Source organism: Streptomyces sp. NBRC 110028 (assembly GCF_001417735.1).
Lineage (GTDB): Bacteria > Actinomycetota > Actinomycetes > Streptomycetales > Streptomycetaceae > Streptomyces.
Map to the genome: position 1 here is coordinate 1 of NZ_BBUZ01000039.1, position 16,786 is coordinate 16,786.

The following is a 16,786-nucleotide window of genomic DNA, read 5'->3' on the forward strand; positions in this document are numbered from 1 at the left end:
GTAGTTGATGCCCCGCTTCAGGGCGCCGACCGGTTCACCGCCGTGGGTGTACGACGTGGCGTCCCGCCACACCACGCAGTGGTACTTGCCGCCGCCGATGTCACTGCACACCGGGGCGGCGTCGGCACTGGAGGCCGGGGACGCCTTGCCGGTGGACGCGCCACCGCCGCCCTTGCCGTCCGGCGCGCCGTCTTCCGGCGCGTCCTTCGAGCTGCCCTCCGCGCCGCCCGGCGCGCGCGAGGCCGGTGGGGACGCCACCCCGCTCGCCCTCGGGCTGCTCGCGCCCGCCTCGCCGGTCGCCTCGCGGCCCCCTCCCCCGGCCCCCGACGACCCGGGTCCCGTCGGCCCCGGCGACCGGCCCGCCGTCGTACGGCCGCTCTCGCCGCCGAGCAGCGCGTACGTCACCCCGCCCCCGACCAGCACCACACCGGCCACCGCCGCCGCCACCAGCGCGCGCGTCCGCCCGCGCCCCGGCCCCGGCGCGGCGTCCGGCGCGGCGGCGACGTCCGGCGCGGTCGGGGTCCGCGGGACCTGCGGCGGCTGTGGGCTCCGCGACGCCCCAGGCACCCGCGGAGGAGACGGCCGAAGCGGCGGCGGGCCGGGCTCCGGCGCGGCCCCGGCGGCGACGGCCTCCAGCAGCTGCCGCGCCTCGGCCGCCGTGGGACGCCCCTCCGGATCCTTGTCCATCAGCTCGCGCAGGACGGGCCCCAGCGGACCGGCCAGCCGGGGCTCCGGCAGCGGCTCGTTGACGATGGCGGTCAGCGTCGACCACACGGAGGTGCGGCGGAACGGCGACGAACCCTCCACCGCCGCGTACAGCGTCATGCCCAGCGCCCACACGTCCGAGGCCGGGCCCGGATCCTGGCCCTGGGCGCGCTCCGGGGCCAGGTAGTCCAGCGAGCCGATCAGTTCGCCGCTGCGGGTCAGCTTGGTGGTCGCGCCGTCGTCGGGCGCCTCCATGCTCGCGATGCCGAAGTCGGTGAGCACCACCCGGCCCCCGCGGTCGATCAGCACATTGCCCGGCTTCACATCGCGGTGCAGCACCCCGACGTCATGGCCCGCGGCGAGCGCGTCGGCCACCTTCGCGCCGATCCGCGCGGCCTCCAGGGGCTCGACGACGCCGCGCTCGTCGATCAGGTCGTCCAGTGACGGGCCGTCGATCAGCTCCATGACGATGACCGGCAGCCCGTCCTCGTCCGCCACATCGTGCACGGTGATCACACCCGGATGGCGGATCCGGGCCGCGGCGCGCGCCTCCCGCCGCATCCGGGTGCGCAGATCGGCCAGCTCCGCGCCGGACGCGTCGGTGTAGGCGCGCAGCACCTTGACCGCGACCTCCCGGCCCAGTACCTCGTCCACCGCTGCGCAGACCACGCCCATGCCACCGCGGCCGAGCTGCCCCGTCACCCGGTAGCGACCGCCCAGCAGTCTGCCGGTCAGATCACCGCCCATGTCCCCCGGTACCACCATCGGTCCCCTCGCATCGCAAGCAGTGAGCGAACAGCTTAGGCCCTGCCCGGCGGATCTTCGTGGATCAGGCCGCGGCGTCTGGTAGGGGGCACCTCCCGGCCGTAGCCGGGGCGCGTCGCAAGGCGGAGGAGCGCTCGTACTGGGCGTACTCGGACGGCTTTGACAACGCGGCGAGGTGCGGCCCGCCGCGGCAGCGGCTGATGTCACAGCGGCGTCGCCGGCCCGCGAAGATCCGCCGGGCAGGGCCTACGGGCAGGGGGTGACCGTGCGGCTCAACCCGGGCTACCAGGCGTGGCCTGCGGGCCGAAACCCTCCAGCCGCTGTTCCTGTGCCGCCGCGGCGGCCGCGCCGACCAGACCCGCGTCGGTGCCCATCTGCGCCGGTACGACCTCCAGCCCCGTCACGAACGACAGGGTCGCGTAGTCGCGCAGGGCGCGCCGCAGGGGCGCGAAGAGCACGTCACCGGCGCCCGCCACGCCGCCGCCGATCACCGCCACCTCGATCTCGACGAGCGCCGCGGTCGCGGCGATCCCGGCGGCCAGGGCCTGGGCCGCACGGTCGAAGGAGGAGCGCGCGACCGGGTCACCGGCGTGCGCGGCGGCGGCGACGGCCGCGGCGCTGGTGTCGCCGTCCGGGCCCGGCCGCCAGCCGCCGGACAGTGCCCGGCGCGCGATGTTGGGGCCGCTGGCGATGCGCTCGACGCAGCCGCGCCCGCCGCAGGGGCACAGATCTCCGTCGAGGTCGACGCTGATGTGGCCGATGTGCCCGGCGTTGCCCGTGGGGCCGGGGTGGAGCCGCCCGTTCAGCACCAGCCCGCCGCCGACGCCGGTGGACACCACCATGCACAGCGCGCTCGCCCGCCCGCGCGCGGCGCCCTGCCAGTGCTCGGCCGCGGTCATCGCCGGTCCGTCGCCGACGAGGGTGACCGGCAGCTCGCCGGTGGTCTCCCGGACCCCGGCGACCAGCGGGAAGTCGCGCCAGCCGGGGATGTTGACCGGGTTGACGGTGCCCACCGAGGCATCCACGGGGCCCGCGCTGCCGATGCCGACGGCGGCCACCCGGGACCAGTGCGCGGTGGCCGCGAGTTCGGCCAGCACCGCGGAGACCTCCGCCATCACCGCCGGGCCGCCGGCCTGCGCGGGGGTCGCCCGCCGGGCCCGTACGACCAGCTTGCCGCCGCCGTCCACCAGAGCACCCGCGATCTTGGTGCCGCCGATGTCCAGCGCGGCGATGAGGTCACGTGCCATGGCTGTCGGCTCTCCTGGTGGGCGGTGTGTCATCCGTACGCGGCCACAGTCTTCCCTGCCGCTGACAACGTTGTCCAGAGGCTATGCTCGACACCCCTTCCACCACGACGACCAGCGACGGGACGAGCACACCGTGACCGACACCGCCCGGGACACCGCCACCGGCACCCCACCCCGCCGCTACGGCTCCCGGCCCACGATGAAGGACGTCGCCACCCGGGCCGGGGTCGGCCTCAAGACGGTCTCGCGCGTGGTCAACGGCGAGCCGGGGGTCACCCCCGACACCGAGCACCGCGTCCAGGAGGCGATCACCGCGCTCGGCTTCCGCCGCAACGACAGCGCCCGGATCCTCCGCAAGGGGCGCACCGCGAGCGTCGGCCTCGTCCTGGAGGACCTCGCCGATCCGTTCTACGGCCCGCTCAGCCGGGCCGTCGAAGAGGTGGCCCGGGCCCATGGCGCGCTGCTGATCAACGGCTCCAGCGCCGAGGACCCGGTCCGCGAGCAGGAGTTGGTGCTCGCCCTGTGCGCGCGCCGGGTGGACGGCCTCGTCATCATCCCGGCGGGTGACGACCACCGCTATCTGGCCCCCGAGCTGGCGGCCGGTGTGGCCACCGTCTTCGTCGACCGCCCGGCGGGCCGCATCGACGCCGACGCGGTGCTCTCCGACAGCTTCGGCGGCGCGCGGGACGCGGTCGCCCATCTGATCGCCCATGGCCACCGCCGGATCGGTTTCCTCGGCGACCAGCCGGGCATCCACACCGCCGCCGAGCGGCTGCGCGGCTACCACGCCGCGATGGCCGCGGCCGGGCTGCCGGTCCACGACGGCTGGCTCTCCCTGGGCCCCACCGACCCGGAGCGGGTGCGCGGCGCGGCCGCCGCCATGCTGGACGCCGCCGAGCCGGTCACCGCGCTCTTCGCGGGCAACAACCGGGTGACGGTCACGGTGGTGCGGGTCCTCACCGAGCGCGCCGCCGCCGCGCCCGTCGCCCTGGTCGGCTTCGACGACTTCGAACTCGCCGATCTGCTCTCCCCCGGCATCACCGTGGTCGCCCAGGACGCGGGCAGACTCGGCCGCACCGCCGCGGATCTGCTCTTCCGCCGTCTCGACGGCGGCGGCGGCGAACCGCGCCGGGTCGTACTGCCGACCCGGCTGATCGCCCGCGGCTCCGGCGAACTGTCCCCCTCCCCGGCCTGACGGGCGTCCCGGGCGGCGTCCTGAACGGCCCCGCCCCGGTTGCCCCGGCTCCCGGCCCCGGCCACGGTGGGGTGCGGAGGGCCGGGAGACGCCGGCCGACGGGACGCCAGGAGGTGCGATGACCGGGCGCCGTACGCGAACGATCCGCGCGGCGGTCCCCATGGCCGCGCCGGCACCGGTCACCGCGGGCCGCTCGCAGGAGGGCGGCACCCCGTCGGCCGCGCTGTCCCGGACCTCCGCCGCCTGCGCCTCGTCCTGACCGTCTCGCCGTCTCACCGTCTCCTCAGGCGGCGAGCACCTTGGCCTTGGCGCGTTCGTACTCCTCGGCCGTGATGTCACCGTGGTTCTTCAGCTCCACCAGCCGTGAGAGCTCATCGGCGTGGCCGGTCGCCGCGGTCCCGCGCACGAACTCCCGGAGTTCCTCCTCCGCCTGCTCGGCCCGCCTCATCTCGCGCCGGCCCATCCCGCTGCCCCGTGCCATCAGGTACACGAAGACGCCGAGGAAGGGCAGGACGATGACGAAGACGCACCAGCCCGCCTTGGCCCAGCCGTTCAGCGAGTCATCGCGGAACATGTCCCCGATCACCCGGAAGAGCAGCATCAGCCACAGGACCCATAGAAAGATCCACATCGTGGTCCAGAACACATTGAGCAGTGGGTAGTCCATCGTCTGCCTCCCATCGGACGCGCCCGGCGGGACCCACGACGGCCGCCACCGAGGCCGACGTATCCAGCGTACGGCGGCGGGCGCGCCGCGGCCGGAGGGTGCCCGGGACCCGGTCGGCGTAAGCCCGGGTGCGCCACGGGCCCGGCCGCGTACCAATGGAGGCAGGGCGACGGGGCCGGAAGGGCGGGCGATGGACCTCCAGATTCTCCCGCTGGCGGTCACCATGATGGCGGGGCCGCAGATCGTGGCCGCCGTGATCCTGGTGACCACCGCGCGGCCGGTACGGGTGTCCGTGGCGTTCCTGCTCGGGGTGGCGGTCGCGACGGCGGTGGGTGTCGCCGTCACCCGGGGGATCTTCGCGCTGCTGGGCGAGGCGGTCTCCCCGGGCCGCGCGTCCGACCGGGGGTCGGCCGCGACCATCGTGCAGCTGGTGCTGGTGGGGCTGCTGGTGCTGATCGCGGTGCGGAACCTGGTGCGCCGGGAGTCGGCCGAGCCGCCGAAGTGGCTGGGGTCGCTGATGGAGGCGGGCCCCGCGCGGGCGCTGACGACCGGGCTGATGGTCATCCTGCTGATGCCGTCCGACATCATGGTGCTGCTGACGGTGGGGGCGAATCTGGAGCAGCACCGGGCGGCCCTGACGGCGGCGCTGCCGTTCATCGGCGCCACCGTGCTGATCGCGGCGCTGCCGCTGCTGATCTATCTCGTCTTCCGGCAGCGGGCGCGGAGCGCGATGCCCCGGCTGCGGGAGTGGCTGAACACCCACAGCTGGGTGGTCAACATCGCCGCCTGTCTGCTGTTCATCGTCCTCATCCTCGCGCCCTAGTGCCGCGTCAGCCAAGGTTCACCCCGCTCGCCGCCCTGGCACGGCCATCTGCGGCGTTGCCGAATCGACCGAGTAGGCCCACTACGAGGCCGATCCGGCGCCTTGCATCTGACCGCACCAGGACGCCTCGCTACCGGGCAAACCTTGGCTGACGCGGCCCTAGCCAGGCGGTCTAGGCCTCGTCCTCGAAGTGGCGGCCGGTCGCGGCCAGCAGCGTGATCACCGCGAGGGCGGCCAGCAGGACCAGCACCAGGAACAGCACGGTCAGCACGGTGGGGTGGTTCCACAGCGCGAAGACGGCGGCCGGGGTCAGCAGCGCGGCGACGGTCAGCTCCCGCCGGTGGTCCGCGGTCCAGGCCCCGGCCCGTCCGGTGCGCATCCCCCGGGCCGCGCCCCACCGCGCGGCGGAGTCGGCCGCGCGCTCGGCCGCGGCCCGTACGGCGCGGGGCAGCCGCCCGGGACCGGCCAGATAGGCGCCCGCCGCGACGACGGAGCTGAGCACCAGCACGGTGAGCACGGTGACCCGCAGGAAGCGCACCACGGTGTCGAAGAGGGCCGAGGCGGCGGCGCGGGACAGCACGCCCGGCGGCACATGGTCGAGGCAGTACCGGCGGGCCACCGTGAGCGCGAGGGCCAGCGCCAGCGAGGCGGCGGCCGTGCCGAGGGCGGCGCCCACGAGCGCGCGGCGGCGGCCCCGGGCGAGCAGGACACCGGTGGCGCCGAGGGCGGCGGTCAGGGTGGGCAGCCAGTTGCCGGCCACGTCGAGCAGGTGTACCGCCCGCTTGACGCGGTCGAGTTGATGGGAGTGGAAGAGGATCGTGCGCCGGTGGATGTCGGGGATGTCCCTCGCCGAGGGGAATCCGGCGTTCACGAGCTGGAGTTTGACCTTCTCCACGGCGGCGCCGACGTTCAGGGTGACGGTGTCGCCGCGTACGCCGACCGGGCCGTGGCCCTCGCCGGTGAGGGCGTGCACGACGGCCGCGTGGGCGGCGCGGTTGGCGCCGGTCCAGACGGCGGCGAACTCCTCGGTGTGCACGATGTGCGTCGCGACCTTGCGCACGGCCTGGTCGAGGGCCGCGTCCAGCTGGGGGGCCAGGCCCTCGATGGTGTCGGCGGCCCGGGACGGCAGGCCCTGGTCGCGCAGCCAGTCGGCGATGTCGGAGGTGACCTTCCGGCTGTTGTGCCGGAGGTCCACGGCGTCGCCGATATGGTCCACGGCCGCCTCCTGGATCGCCGGATCGGTCGCCAGCGGGGCGACCGTCGCCACGTAGCGGTCGGTGTCCAGGACGATGCCGTCGACCCATACGGTCAGCACGGACACCGGCACGAGCAGGCAGCCGAGCAGGATCAGCAGGGCTGACACGGCACTTCTGACCATGCCACCATCTCCCGCCCTCCCCGGCGGCCGCGCATCCCGGGTGACACGCAGGGGTGAGCGAATGCGGCCGCCGGGTCAGCGCGCGGACCGGACCGCGGGCGGTTCAGCGCGGGGCGTGCCGGTTCAGCGCGGGGCGCGCCCGGCGAGGGCGTCGAGTTCGGCGCGGCCCAGCCCGGTCAGCTGCCCCACCTCGGCGGCGTCGACCGCGCCGCAGTCCAGACCGCGCAGCAGATGGCCGCTGAGCGCCTTGGCGGTGGCGGGCTCGTCCATGACGTCCCCGCCCGTGCGGTTCACATACGCCGCGAGCCGGGCCGCGGCGGTCTCCAGGCCCTCCCGGTAGAAGGCGTAGACGGCGGCGTAGCGGGTGGGCAGATGGCCGGGGTGCATGTCCCAGCCCTGGTAGTACGCGCGGGCCAGGGACCGCCGGACGAGGCGGTGGTGGAGCCGCCAGGCGTCGTGGACGTGCTCGGTGGGGCCTACGGGAAGCACATTGGTCGAGCCGTCGGAGAGCCGTACGCCGGTGCCCGCGGCGGCGACCTGCATGACGGCCTTGGCGTGGTCGGCGACGGGGTGGTCCATGGCCTGGTGGGCGGCGCTGACGCCGCAGGAGGCGCTGTAGTCGAAGGTGCCGTAGTGCAGTGCGGTGGCGCGGCCCCGGGCGGCGTCGATCATGCGGGCGACGGTGGCGCGGCCGTCGGAGCCCAGGATGGACTGGGTGGTCTCGATCTGGATCTCGAAGCCGATGCGGCCCTCGGTGAGCCCGCGGGCCTTCTCGAACTCCTCGCACAGCCGGACCATGGCGCTGACCTGTTCGGCGTACGTCACCTTGGGGAGGGTGAGCACGAGTCCGTCCGGCAGGCCTCCGGAGTCCATCAGTCCGGTGAGGAAGATGTCGAGGGTGCGGATGCCGCGGTCGCGGACGGCGGCCTCCATGCACTTCATGCGGATGCCGATGTAGGGCGGTGCGGTACCGGCCGCGTGGGCGGCGGCGACCAGGGCGGCGGCGTGGGCGGCCGCGGCGTCCTCCTCGGAGTCGGGGCGCGGTCCGTAGCCGTCCTCGAAGTCGATGCGCAGGTCCTCGACCGGTTCGCGCTCCAGCTTGGCGCGCACCCGCCGGTACACGGGCCCGGCCAGTTCGTCGGGGAGGCCGAGGACGGCGGCGAGGGCTCCGGCGTCGGGCGCGTGGGCGTCGAGCGCGGCGAGCGCCTGGTCGCCCCAGTCGCGCACGGTGCTCTCGGTGAGGGCGTCGGCGGGTACGTAGACGGTGTGCACGGGCTGGCGGGTGCCGGAGTCGCCCGGGTAGCGGCGGGCGAGGTCCGCGTCGACGGGGGCGAGGGACGCGGTGATCCCTTCGCGTACGCCGCGCGGCAGGCTGGTCCCCACCGTCTCGTGCTGAGTCATGCCCGCACCTCCGCCTTTCGCCTTCACTCCATCGACCAAAGTTTCCGCCCTGCGGAAACGAATATCCGTAGAGCGAAGTTATATGGGCTCCGAGTGGAGGTCAACACCCCATTGACGCACGTGAGGGCCCCGTACGCGCGGTGCGTACGGGGCCCTCACGAAACCGGCCGGACGGTCAGCCCTTGCGGGCCTTGACCTCCTCGGTCAGCTGCGGGACGACCTCGAAGAGGTCGCCGACCACGCCGTAGTCGACCAGGTCGAAGATCGGGGCCTCGGCGTCCTTGTTGACGGCCACGATGGTCTTCGAGGTCTGCATACCGGCCCGGTGCTGGATCGCGCCCGAGATGCCGGCCGCGATGTACAGCTGCGGGGACACGGACTTCCCCGTCTGGCCCACCTGGTTGGTGTGCGGGTACCAGCCCGCGTCCACCGCCGCGCGCGAGGCGCCGACCGCGGCACCGAGCGAGTCGGCGAGGGCCTCGACGACGGGGAAGTTCTCCGCGCCGCCGACACCCCGGCCGCCGGAGACCACGATCGCGGCCTCGGTCAGCTCCGGACGCCCCGTCGACTCCCGCGCCGCACGAGAGACGACCTTGGTGCCGGTGGCGGTCCCGGAGAAGGAGACCTCCAGCGTCTCGGCGGCGCCCGCGGCCGGGGCCGCCTCCGGCGCGGCCGAGTTGGGCTTGACGGTGATGACCGGCGTGCCCTTGGTGACCCGGGACTTGGTGGTGTAGGCGGCCGCGAACACCGACTGCGTCGCCACCGGGCCCTCGGCACCGGCCTCCAGGTCGACGGCGTCGGTGATCAGCCCTGAGCCGATGCGGACCGCGAGCCGGGCCGCGATCTCCTTGCCCTCCGCGGAGGACGGGACGAGCACGGCGGCCGGGTTCACGGCCTGGTACGCGGCCTGGAGCGCGTCCACCTTCGGTACGACGAGGTAGTCGGCGAACTCCGGGGCGTCGGCGGTCAGCACCCGCACCGCGCCGTACTCGGCGAGGGTGGCGGTGGTGTCCGCGGCACCGGCCCCGAGGGCGATGGCGACGGGCTCGCCGACGCGGCGGGCCAGCGTCAGCAGCTCCAGGGTGGGCTTGCGGACGGCACCGTCCACGTGGTCGACATAGACGAGGACTTCAGCCATGGGACTTCTTCTCTCCTGCGAATACGAGGGGGTCGGGGCGGTGAGGCGGCTCGGTGTGGGAGGTCCGACCCGCCGGGCTGCGCAATCAGACGAACTTGCGCTCCGCGAGGAATGCGGCGAGCTGCTTGCCGCCCTCACCCTCGTCCTTGACGATCGTGCCCGCCGTGCGGGCCGGGCGCTCCTCGGCGCCGTCGACCTTCGTCCAGGCACCCTCGAGGCCCACGTCCTCGGCCTCGATGTCGAGGTCGGACAGGTCCCAGGAGGTCACCGGCTTCTTCTTGGCCGCCATGATGCCCTTGAAGGACGGGTAGCGGGCCTCACCCGACTGGTCGGTCACCGACACGACCGCCGGGAGCGACGCCTCAAGGTGCTCGGTCGCGGTGTCGCCGTCCCGGCGGCCCTTGACCGTGCCGTCAGCGCCACCCTCGACTGAAACCTCCGACAGCAGCGTGACCTGCGGGACGCCCAGGCGCTCGGCGAGGATCGCCGGCAGCACGCCCATCGTGCCGTCGGTGGAGGCCATACCGCAGATGACCAGGTCGTAGCCGGCCTTCTCGACCGCCTTGGCCAGCACCAGCGAGGTGCCCAGCGCATCGGTGCCGTGCAGATCGTCGTCCTCGACGTGCACGGCCTTGTCGGCGCCCATCGACAGCGCCTTGCGCAGCGCGTCCTTGGCGTCCTCCGGGCCCACGGTCAACACCGTGATCTCCGCGTCGTCCGCCTCGTCGGCGATCTGGAGGGCCTGCTCGACCGCGTACTCGTCCAGCTCCGAGAGCAGGCCGTCCACATCGTCACGGTCGAGCGTCAGGTCCTCGGCGAAGTGCCGGTCGCCGGTGGCGTCGGGCACGTACTTCACACAGACAACGATCCTCAAGCTCACGCCGGCTCTCCTACTGCATCGTCTCTTCCGGGCTGCCTTGTGCTGGCAGCATAGGCGCCCTCGGGGGCTCTTCCCGGTCGGTTGGCGGCCGGGGGGCGGCCCATGCACCGAACGAAATATTACTCGTCAGTACACCCAGGGTGTTCCCCGTATGCAACCCGGTTGAACTGTGACCTTGCCAACGGATGATCAGTGGGACGGATCAGTCGCGCAGTGCGTTGAAGCGCCCCTGGTGGTACAGGAGCGGACGGCCCGCTCCCGCCGGGTCGCCCGCGACCACCTCGCCGATCACCACGCGATGGTCCCCGGCGGGTATCCGGGCCACCACCCGGCACACCAGCCACGCCAGCACGCCGTCCAGCACCGGCACCCCCTGGGGCCCGGTGTGCCAGCCGGTGCCGGGGCCGAAGCGGTCCGCGCCGCTGCGCGCGAAGGTCGCGGCCAGCTCCCGCTGGTGCTCGCCGAGGACGTGTACGCCGACGTGCTCGGCCTCGGCGATCACCGGCCAGCTGGAGGAGCCCTTGCCGACGCCGAAGGAGAGCAGCGGCGGCTCGGCGGCGACGGAGGCCAGGGAGGTCGCGGTGAAGCCGACGGGATGCGCCCCGTGCGCGGTGATCACCGCGACGCCGGCGGCGTGCCTGCGGAAGACGGAGCGGAAGAGTTCGGGGGCGCTGAGCCGGGGCGTGCCGAGGCCGGGCGAAGCCGTCATGAACATGTCCTTCTGCGGTGGGGTACGAGCGGGGGGAGCCGTGCTGTCGTCGTCGCTCACCCGCCCGGACACCGCGCACTCGCGGTCCGCGAGAGGTCCACGTGTACGCGTCCGCAGAGAAGAATAAGTCCAGGCCGCATGACGTCACCCTGACGATGCCCGCGGCGCACCGTCAAGTGCGGACCGCTGGTGGGACGTCCGCCGCGGGGCCCTCCCCCGCGATCTCACGCCGGATCAGACCGCCTCGCCCAGGGCGGCGATGACGTCCGCCGTCCGCGGCTGTCCGGCCGCCCGGCGCACGATCCGGCCGTCCGCGTCGAGCACCAGCACGGTGGGCGTCCGCACGATGTCCAGCATCCGTACGAGCTCCAACTGCGCCTCGGCGTCGATCTCGACATGGGCCACGCCGTCGACCATGTGCGCCACCTCGGCCAGGACCCGCCGGGTGGCCCGGCAGGGCTGGCAGAAGGCACTGGAGAACTGGACGAGGGTGGCCCGGGCGCCCAGATCCGCTCCCAGCTGGGCGGCTGCCAGCCGCCCGCCGTCGTCCGCCACGCCCTGCCCCTGCTCGTTTCGCACGTTGTCCTCCGCATCGGATGCCGTCATAGAGTGCAGCGACATGGGCTTCGAGGGGATTCCCCGGAGCCCGACGTGATGAGGATCTCCCGGCCCGGCGAGGACCCGCGCTAGCACAGAGAGATGACATAGGGCACCATCTGCCAGAAGCCGGGAAACCTACGGCTGCGTAACTTCCGCCGGGAGAGCCCTCCCAGGGAGAAAGATGAAGGGTCCCTCTATGGCAGAGCTCGTCTATCCGCCGGTGATCGGCGCGGCCCGCACCATGTTCAAGGCGCTGGACCTGCGTATCGACATGAAGGGCACCGAGAATGTCCCCGAGCGGGGTGGCGCTGTTCTGGTGAGCAACCACATCGGCTATCTCGACTTCGTGTTCGCCGGGCTCACCGCCCGCCCCTCGAAGCGGCTGGTGCGGTTCATGGCGAAGGAAGCGGTCTTCCGGCACAAGATCTCCGGGCCGCTGATGCGCGCCATGAAGCACATTCCGGTGGACCGGGCCGCGGGCATGGACGCCTACAAGCACGCCCTCAAGGCGCTGCGCTCCGGCGAGATCATCGGCATCTTCCCGGAGGCGACGATCTCGCGCTCGTTCACCCTCAAGAACTTCAAGTCGGGCGCCGCCCGGCTGGCCCAGGAGGCGGGCGTACCGCTGCTGCCGATGGCGCTGTGGGGCACGCAGCGGGTGTGGACCAAGGGCCACAAGCGAGCGCTGGGCCGCAATCACTTCCCGATCACCATGCGCGTCGGCGAGCCCGTCGAGGCCGATCCGACGGAGCCGTCCGACACGCTCACCGAGCGGGTGCGGACGCGGGTGCAGGAGCTGCTGGAGGCGGCGCAGCGGGCGTATCCGGTGCGGCCCAAGGGCCCCGACGACACCTGGTGGGTCCCGGCCCACCTGGGCGGTACGGCCCCCACCCCGGCGGAGGCCATCGCCCTGGACCGCGGGCGGTAGCCCTCATCCGGCCGGGCGGCGGCCGTCCCTCCCGGCGGGGGGACGGCCGCCGCCCGGGCAGGATCAAGCCCGGCCGGTCAGCGCTTCATCTCCTCCCGGAGAGCCGCCACGAAGCCGTCGACGTCCTCTTCCCGGGTGTCGAAGGAGCACATCCAGCGCACGTCGCCCGCCGCCTCGTCCCAGAAGTAGAAGCGGTACCGCTTCTGGAGGCGTTCGCTCACATCGTGCGGCAGCCGGGCGAAGACCGCGTTGGCCTGCACGGGGTGCAGGATCGTGACGCCGTCGACCGTGCGCACCCCCTCGGCGAGCCGCTGGGCCATCGCGTTGGCGTGGCGCGCGTTGCGCAGCCACAGGTCGCGGGCGAGCAGGGCCTCCAGCTGGACGGAGACGAACCGCATCTTGGACGCCAGCTGCATGGACAGCTTGCGCAGATGCTTCATGGCGCGCACCGCGTCCGGGTCGAGCACGACGACGGCCTCGCCGAAGAGCATGCCGTTCTTCGTGCCGCCGAAGGACAGCACGTCCACGCCCGGCACATTGGTGAACGACCGCATGGGCACGTCCAGCGCGGCGGCCGCGTTGGCTATCCGGGCCCCGTCGAGGTGGACCTTCATGCCGCGCTCATGGGCGTGCTCGCAGATCGCGCGGATCTCGTCGACCGTGTAGACGGTGCCCAGCTCGGTGTTCTGGGCGATCGAGACGACCTGCGGCATCGCCCGGTGCTCATCGTCCCAGCCGTACGCCTCACGGTCGATGAGGTCGGGGGTGAGCTTGCCGTCCTCGGTGGGCACGGTGAGCAGCTTCAGCCCGCCGACCCGCTCGGGCGCACCGCATTCGTCGACGTTGATGTGCGCGGTGTCCGCGCAGATGACCGCGCCCCAGCGGTCGGTGAGCGCCTGGAGCGCGACGACGTTGGCGCCGGTGCCGTTGAAGACGGGGAACGCCTGCGCGTAGGGCCCGAAGTGGCTGCGCATGACGTGCTGCAGATGCGCGGTGTAGTCGTCCTCGCCGTAGGAGACCTGATGGCCGCCGTTGGCGAGGGCGAGCGCGGCGAGGATCTCCGGGTGGCCACCCGCGTAGTTGTCACTGGCGAAGCCGCGTACCTCGGGGTCGTGATGACGGCGGGCGTCGGTCCTCACGGCTTGGGGGTCAGCCACAGTCGGGTTCCGTTCACTTCCCGGGCGGGCCGCTCCCAGACTCCGGCGATGGCCTCGGCCAGCTCCGTGACGTCGGTGAAGCCCGCGAACTTCGCGTTGGGGCGCTCCGCGCGCATGGCGTCGTGCACCAGCGCCTTGACCACCAGGATGACAGCCGCGGCCGCCGGGCCGCCCTCGCCCCCCAGCTTGGCGAAGGAGTCGCCGAGCGCGAGCGTCCACGCCTCGGCGGCGGCCTTGGCGGCGGCGTACGCGGCGTTGCCGGCGGTGGGCCGGGACGCGCCCGCCGCGCTGATCAGCACATAGCGGCCGTTGCGGGTGCGCCGCAGGGCGTCGTGGAAGGCGAGCGAGGTGTGCTGGGCGGTGCGGATGAGCAGATTGTGCAGGGTGTCCCAGTCGGCGAGCGGGGCGTCGGCGAAGGTCTTGCTGCCGCGCCAGCCGCCGACGAGGTGGACCAAGCCGTCGACGCGGCCGAATTCCTTCTCGATGCGGTCGGCCCAGGCGCGGGTGGCGTTCAGGTCGAGCAGGTCGACCGTCTCCCCGGTGACGCGGGCGCCGCCGTGGGCGTAGCGCGCCGCGTCGACCGCCTCGGCCAGCCGCGCCGGGTCGGAGTCGGAGGCGACGACGGTGGCCCCGGCCTCGGCGAGGCGGAGCAGCGTGGCGCGGCCCGCCGGGCCCGCCGCACCGGCCACCGCCACCACGGCGCCGTCCAGCGGCGTGCGGCCGTCCGGCTCGTTGGGGCTCGGGCTCGACGTCGGTGTGGTCATGCTCGCTGTCTCCTCATCGTCCGGTGCCGTGGGGCGGCCCTGCGGTGGTGGGGGGCGGTCCGCCACCGGGTCACGCCGCCGCTCGTATGCTGTCGTCGCCCGCCGTGATGCCCTTGGTGGAGGCGACCACGTCCCGCAGCTTCTTGGCGAGCGCCTCGTAGAACATGCTCAGCGGAAACTCGTCGGGGAGCACGTCGTCGACGAGCTTGCGCGGCGGCCGGCTCAGGTCCAGCGCGTCGGGGCCCTTGGCCCAGACGGATCCGGGGTGCGGGGCGAGATAGGTCGACACCAGCTCGTACGCCTTGAACCAGTGGACGAGCTTGGGCCGGTCGATGCCGTCCCGGTACAGCTTCTCGATCTCACCGCACAGCTGGTTGGTGACCTGCGAGGCGCGCGACCAGTCGATGTGCAGGGTGTTGTCCGTCCAGCGTACGACGTCGTGCTGGTGGAGGTAGGCGAACAGCAACTGGCCGCCGAGCCCGTCGTAGTTGCGGACCCGCTCGCCGGTGACGGGGAACCGGAACATCCGGTCGAAGATCACGGCGTACTGGACGTCACGGGCCTGGGCGAGCCCCTCCGCGTCGAGCTTCACGGCCTCCTTGAAGGCGGTGAGGTCGCAGCGCAGCTCCTCCAGGCCGTACATCCAGAACGGCTGGCGCTGTTTGATCATGAAGGGGTCGAACGGCAGGTCACCGTGGCTGTGGGTGCGGTCGTGGACCATGTCCCACAGGGCGAACGCCTCCTGGCAGCGCCGCTGGTCGGCCAGCATGTCCCGGATGTCGTCGGGGAGTTCGATGCCCAGCGCCCGGACGGCGGCCTCGCTGACCCGGCGGAAGCGGGCGGCCTCCCGGTCGCAGAAGATGCCGCCCCAGGTGAAGCGCTCGGGGGCCTCGCGCACGGCGATGGTCTCAGGGAAGAGCACCGCCGAGTTGGTGTCGTAGCCGGGGGTGAAGTCCTCGAAGGCCAGGCCCAGGTAGAGCGGGTTGTCGTAGCGGGTGCGCTCCAGCTCGGCCAGCCAGTCGGGCCAGACCATGCGCAGGACGACCGCCTCCAGATTGCGGTTCGGGTTGCCGTTCTGCGTGTACATGGGGAAGACGACCAGGTGCTGGAGGCCGTCGGCGCGCCCTTGCGCGGGCTGGAAGGCGAGCAGCGAGTCGAGGAAGTCGGGGACACCGAAGCCGTCGTCGGCCCAGCGGCGCAGATCGGCGACGAGCGCGCGGTGGTAGGCGGCGTTGTGCGGGAGCAGCGGGGCCAGCTCCTCGACGGCCGCGATCACCCTTTCGAGCGTGTCGCGGGCGCGGTGGCGCGGTGGCGCCCCCTCGGCGTCGAAGTCGATGGAACCGTCCTTGGACTGCCAGGGGCGAATCGTTTCTACAGCGTCCTTGAGGGCCGGCCAGGCCGGGTGCTCGATCACACGCCCCGCAGGCAGAATGCCACCGTCCGCTATCACGGACGAAAGAATTTCCGTCATGATGACCCCTTCGCCGAAGAACCTTCCGTCTAGACACCGTATCCGTGGATGATCCGCCACTCAAGGGCGGGTAACGGAAATCGTCCTGCGTCACCTCCGCACCACCGCTGTTTTTCCTGCCCCATCCGCCCCGGACCATGCCACGGCCACGCTTGAGCGGTCCTGCCGGAGCCGGCCGTTAGGCTGAGCGCCGGTCCGGCGAGCCCGTGCCTCCCTCACAGCCGAAAAGACGACAAAAAGCCCGACAGAAGAGCGAGATCACGTTGACCTTTCTCACCATCGGACACCGCGGAGTGATGGGCGTCGAACCGGAGAACACCCTGCGCTCGTTCGTCCGGGCCGAGCACGAGGGCCTGGATGTCATCGAACTGGACCTGCATCTCAGCAAGGACGGCGCGCTCGTCGTGATGCACGACGCCGACGTCGACCGCACGACCGACGGCAAGGGCCCCATCAGCGACTTCACCCTCGCCGAGCTGCGTGAATTCGACGCCGGGGAGGGCGAGCGGATCCCGGTCTTCGAGGAGGTCGTGGACGCGGTGAAGGCGCCGCTCCAGGCCGAGATCAAGGACGTGGCCGCCGCGCGGGCCCTGGCCGAGGTGCTGACCAGCCGCGATCTCCTCGGCCGGGTCGATGTGATCTCCTTCCACGACGAGGCCCTCGCCGAGATCCGCACCCTGCTGCCCAGCGCCCGCACCGCCCTGGTGGCCAGCCGCTACGGGCTCGACGCCATCGACCGGGCGCACGCCGTCGGCGCCGGGATGCTGGTGCTCAACATCCGCCGGCTCACCCTGGAGCTGGTGGAGCGCGCCCACGCCGCCGATCTCAAGGTCATCGGCTGGACGGTGAACACCCCGGACCATCTGAGGCTGGCCCGCGGCCTCGGCCTCGACGGCGGCACGACCGACTTCCCGGAGATCCGCCGGGCGGCGCGCTACACGGCGTGAGCGCGGCCCGC

17 protein-coding genes are annotated in these 16,786 nt (G+C 72.9%); 5 read left to right on the top strand and 12 right to left on the bottom strand.

The genetic code is table 11. The features are described 5' to 3' along the window. Positions 1 to 1,470 (bottom strand): serine/threonine-protein kinase (locus ASC60_RS30540; protein WP_055556631.1); only part of this gene is annotated, 1,470 nt, incomplete at its 3' end. Positions 1,471 to 1,742: 272 nt separating this feature from the next. Further along, positions 1,743 to 2,717 carry an ROK family protein gene (locus ASC60_RS30545; RefSeq protein WP_055556633.1) on the bottom strand — a complete coding sequence of 325 codons (975 nt, stop codon included), beginning with the start codon at positions 2,715 to 2,717 and terminating at the stop codon, positions 1,743 to 1,745. A gap of 133 nt (positions 2,718 to 2,850) precedes the next feature. Between ASC60_RS30545 and ASC60_RS30550 the strand changes: the two genes are divergently transcribed. Then, positions 2,851 to 3,912 (top strand): LacI family DNA-binding transcriptional regulator, encoded by a 1,062-nt coding sequence (locus tag ASC60_RS30550; protein WP_107097204.1) that lies wholly within the window; start codon positions 2,851 to 2,853, stop codon positions 3,910 to 3,912. Between the two features lie 118 nt (positions 3,913 to 4,030). After that, a complete protein-coding gene (locus tag ASC60_RS41820) occupies positions 4,031 to 4,171 on the top strand; it encodes a hypothetical protein (RefSeq protein WP_159043337.1) in 141 nt (46 codons plus the stop codon). 24 nt (positions 4,172 to 4,195) lie between these two features. Here ASC60_RS41820 and ASC60_RS30555 read toward each other — a convergent pair whose 3' ends face one another. Beyond that, positions 4,196 to 4,579, bottom strand: a complete 384-nt coding sequence (locus tag ASC60_RS30555) for an SHOCT domain-containing protein (protein ID WP_055556635.1) — start codon at positions 4,577 to 4,579, stop codon at positions 4,196 to 4,198. 190 nt (positions 4,580 to 4,769) lie between these two features. Here ASC60_RS30555 and ASC60_RS30560 point away from each other — a divergent pair, with 190 nt between their 5' ends. Further along, positions 4,770 to 5,402 (top strand): GAP family protein, encoded by a 633-nt coding sequence (locus ASC60_RS30560; RefSeq protein WP_055556637.1) that lies wholly within the window; start codon positions 4,770 to 4,772, stop codon positions 5,400 to 5,402. A gap of 172 nt (positions 5,403 to 5,574) precedes the next feature. On the opposite strand, the gene ASC60_RS30565 is transcribed toward ASC60_RS30560, so the two are convergent. The 6 genes from ASC60_RS30565 to ASC60_RS30590 all read right to left on the bottom strand — a co-directional run bounded on the left by ASC60_RS30565 (position 5,575) and on the right by ASC60_RS30590 (position 11,514). Then, entirely contained in the window at positions 5,575 to 6,780 is a 1,206-nt protein-coding gene (locus ASC60_RS30565) for a hypothetical protein (RefSeq protein WP_055556638.1), read from the bottom strand. 123 nt (positions 6,781 to 6,903) lie between these two features. Next, complete coding sequence (locus ASC60_RS30570; protein ID WP_055556641.1) at positions 6,904 to 8,181, bottom strand: aldolase/citrate lyase family protein; 1,278 nt, start codon at positions 8,179 to 8,181, stop codon at positions 6,904 to 6,906. A gap of 175 nt (positions 8,182 to 8,356) precedes the next feature. Continuing rightward, positions 8,357 to 9,319, bottom strand: coding sequence for an electron transfer flavoprotein subunit alpha/FixB family protein (locus tag ASC60_RS30575; RefSeq protein WP_055556643.1), 963 nt, complete (start codon positions 9,317 to 9,319; stop codon positions 8,357 to 8,359). An 85-nt stretch (positions 9,320 to 9,404) separates the two neighbouring features. After that, complete coding sequence (locus ASC60_RS30580) at positions 9,405 to 10,199, bottom strand: electron transfer flavoprotein subunit beta/FixA family protein (protein WP_055556645.1); 795 nt, start codon at positions 10,197 to 10,199, stop codon at positions 9,405 to 9,407. Between the two features lie 202 nt (positions 10,200 to 10,401). Beyond that, positions 10,402 to 10,908, bottom strand: a complete 507-nt coding sequence (locus ASC60_RS30585) for a flavin reductase family protein (RefSeq protein WP_055556760.1) — start codon at positions 10,906 to 10,908, stop codon at positions 10,402 to 10,404. A 234-nt stretch (positions 10,909 to 11,142) separates the two neighbouring features. Then, a complete protein-coding gene (locus tag ASC60_RS30590; RefSeq protein WP_055556646.1) occupies positions 11,143 to 11,514 on the bottom strand; it encodes a thioredoxin family protein in 372 nt (123 codons plus the stop codon). A gap of 190 nt (positions 11,515 to 11,704) precedes the next feature. On the opposite strand from ASC60_RS30590, the gene ASC60_RS30595 reads away from it, so the two are divergent. Next, entirely contained in the window at positions 11,705 to 12,436 is a 732-nt protein-coding gene (locus ASC60_RS30595) for a 1-acyl-sn-glycerol-3-phosphate acyltransferase (RefSeq protein WP_055556648.1), read from the top strand. Between the two features lie 77 nt (positions 12,437 to 12,513). Here ASC60_RS30595 and ASC60_RS30600 read toward each other — a convergent pair whose 3' ends face one another. From ASC60_RS30600 to ASC60_RS30610, 3 genes are all read right to left on the bottom strand, one after another. Further along, positions 12,514 to 13,575 carry a low specificity L-threonine aldolase gene (locus ASC60_RS30600; RefSeq protein WP_055556650.1) on the bottom strand — a complete coding sequence of 354 codons (1,062 nt, stop codon included), beginning with the start codon at positions 13,573 to 13,575 and terminating at the stop codon, positions 12,514 to 12,516. Next, positions 13,572 to 14,357 carry an SDR family NAD(P)-dependent oxidoreductase gene (locus ASC60_RS30605; protein ID WP_055556651.1) on the bottom strand — a complete coding sequence of 262 codons (786 nt, stop codon included), beginning with the start codon at positions 14,355 to 14,357 and terminating at the stop codon, positions 13,572 to 13,574. Before ASC60_RS30605 ends, ASC60_RS30600 begins: the two co-directional genes overlap by 4 nt. A 70-nt stretch (positions 14,358 to 14,427) precedes the next feature. Further along, the gene (locus ASC60_RS30610) at positions 14,428 to 15,828 is read right to left on the bottom strand and encodes a DUF6421 family protein (RefSeq protein ID WP_055556653.1); all 1,401 of its coding nucleotides are present in this window, start codon (positions 15,826 to 15,828) and stop codon (positions 14,428 to 14,430) included. A gap of 263 nt (positions 15,829 to 16,091) precedes the next feature. On the opposite strand from ASC60_RS30610, the gene ASC60_RS30615 reads away from it, so the two are divergent. Continuing rightward, entirely contained in the window at positions 16,092 to 16,775 is a 684-nt protein-coding gene (locus tag ASC60_RS30615) for a glycerophosphodiester phosphodiesterase family protein (protein WP_055556655.1), read from the top strand. Positions 16,776 to 16,786 lie beyond the last annotated feature (11 nt).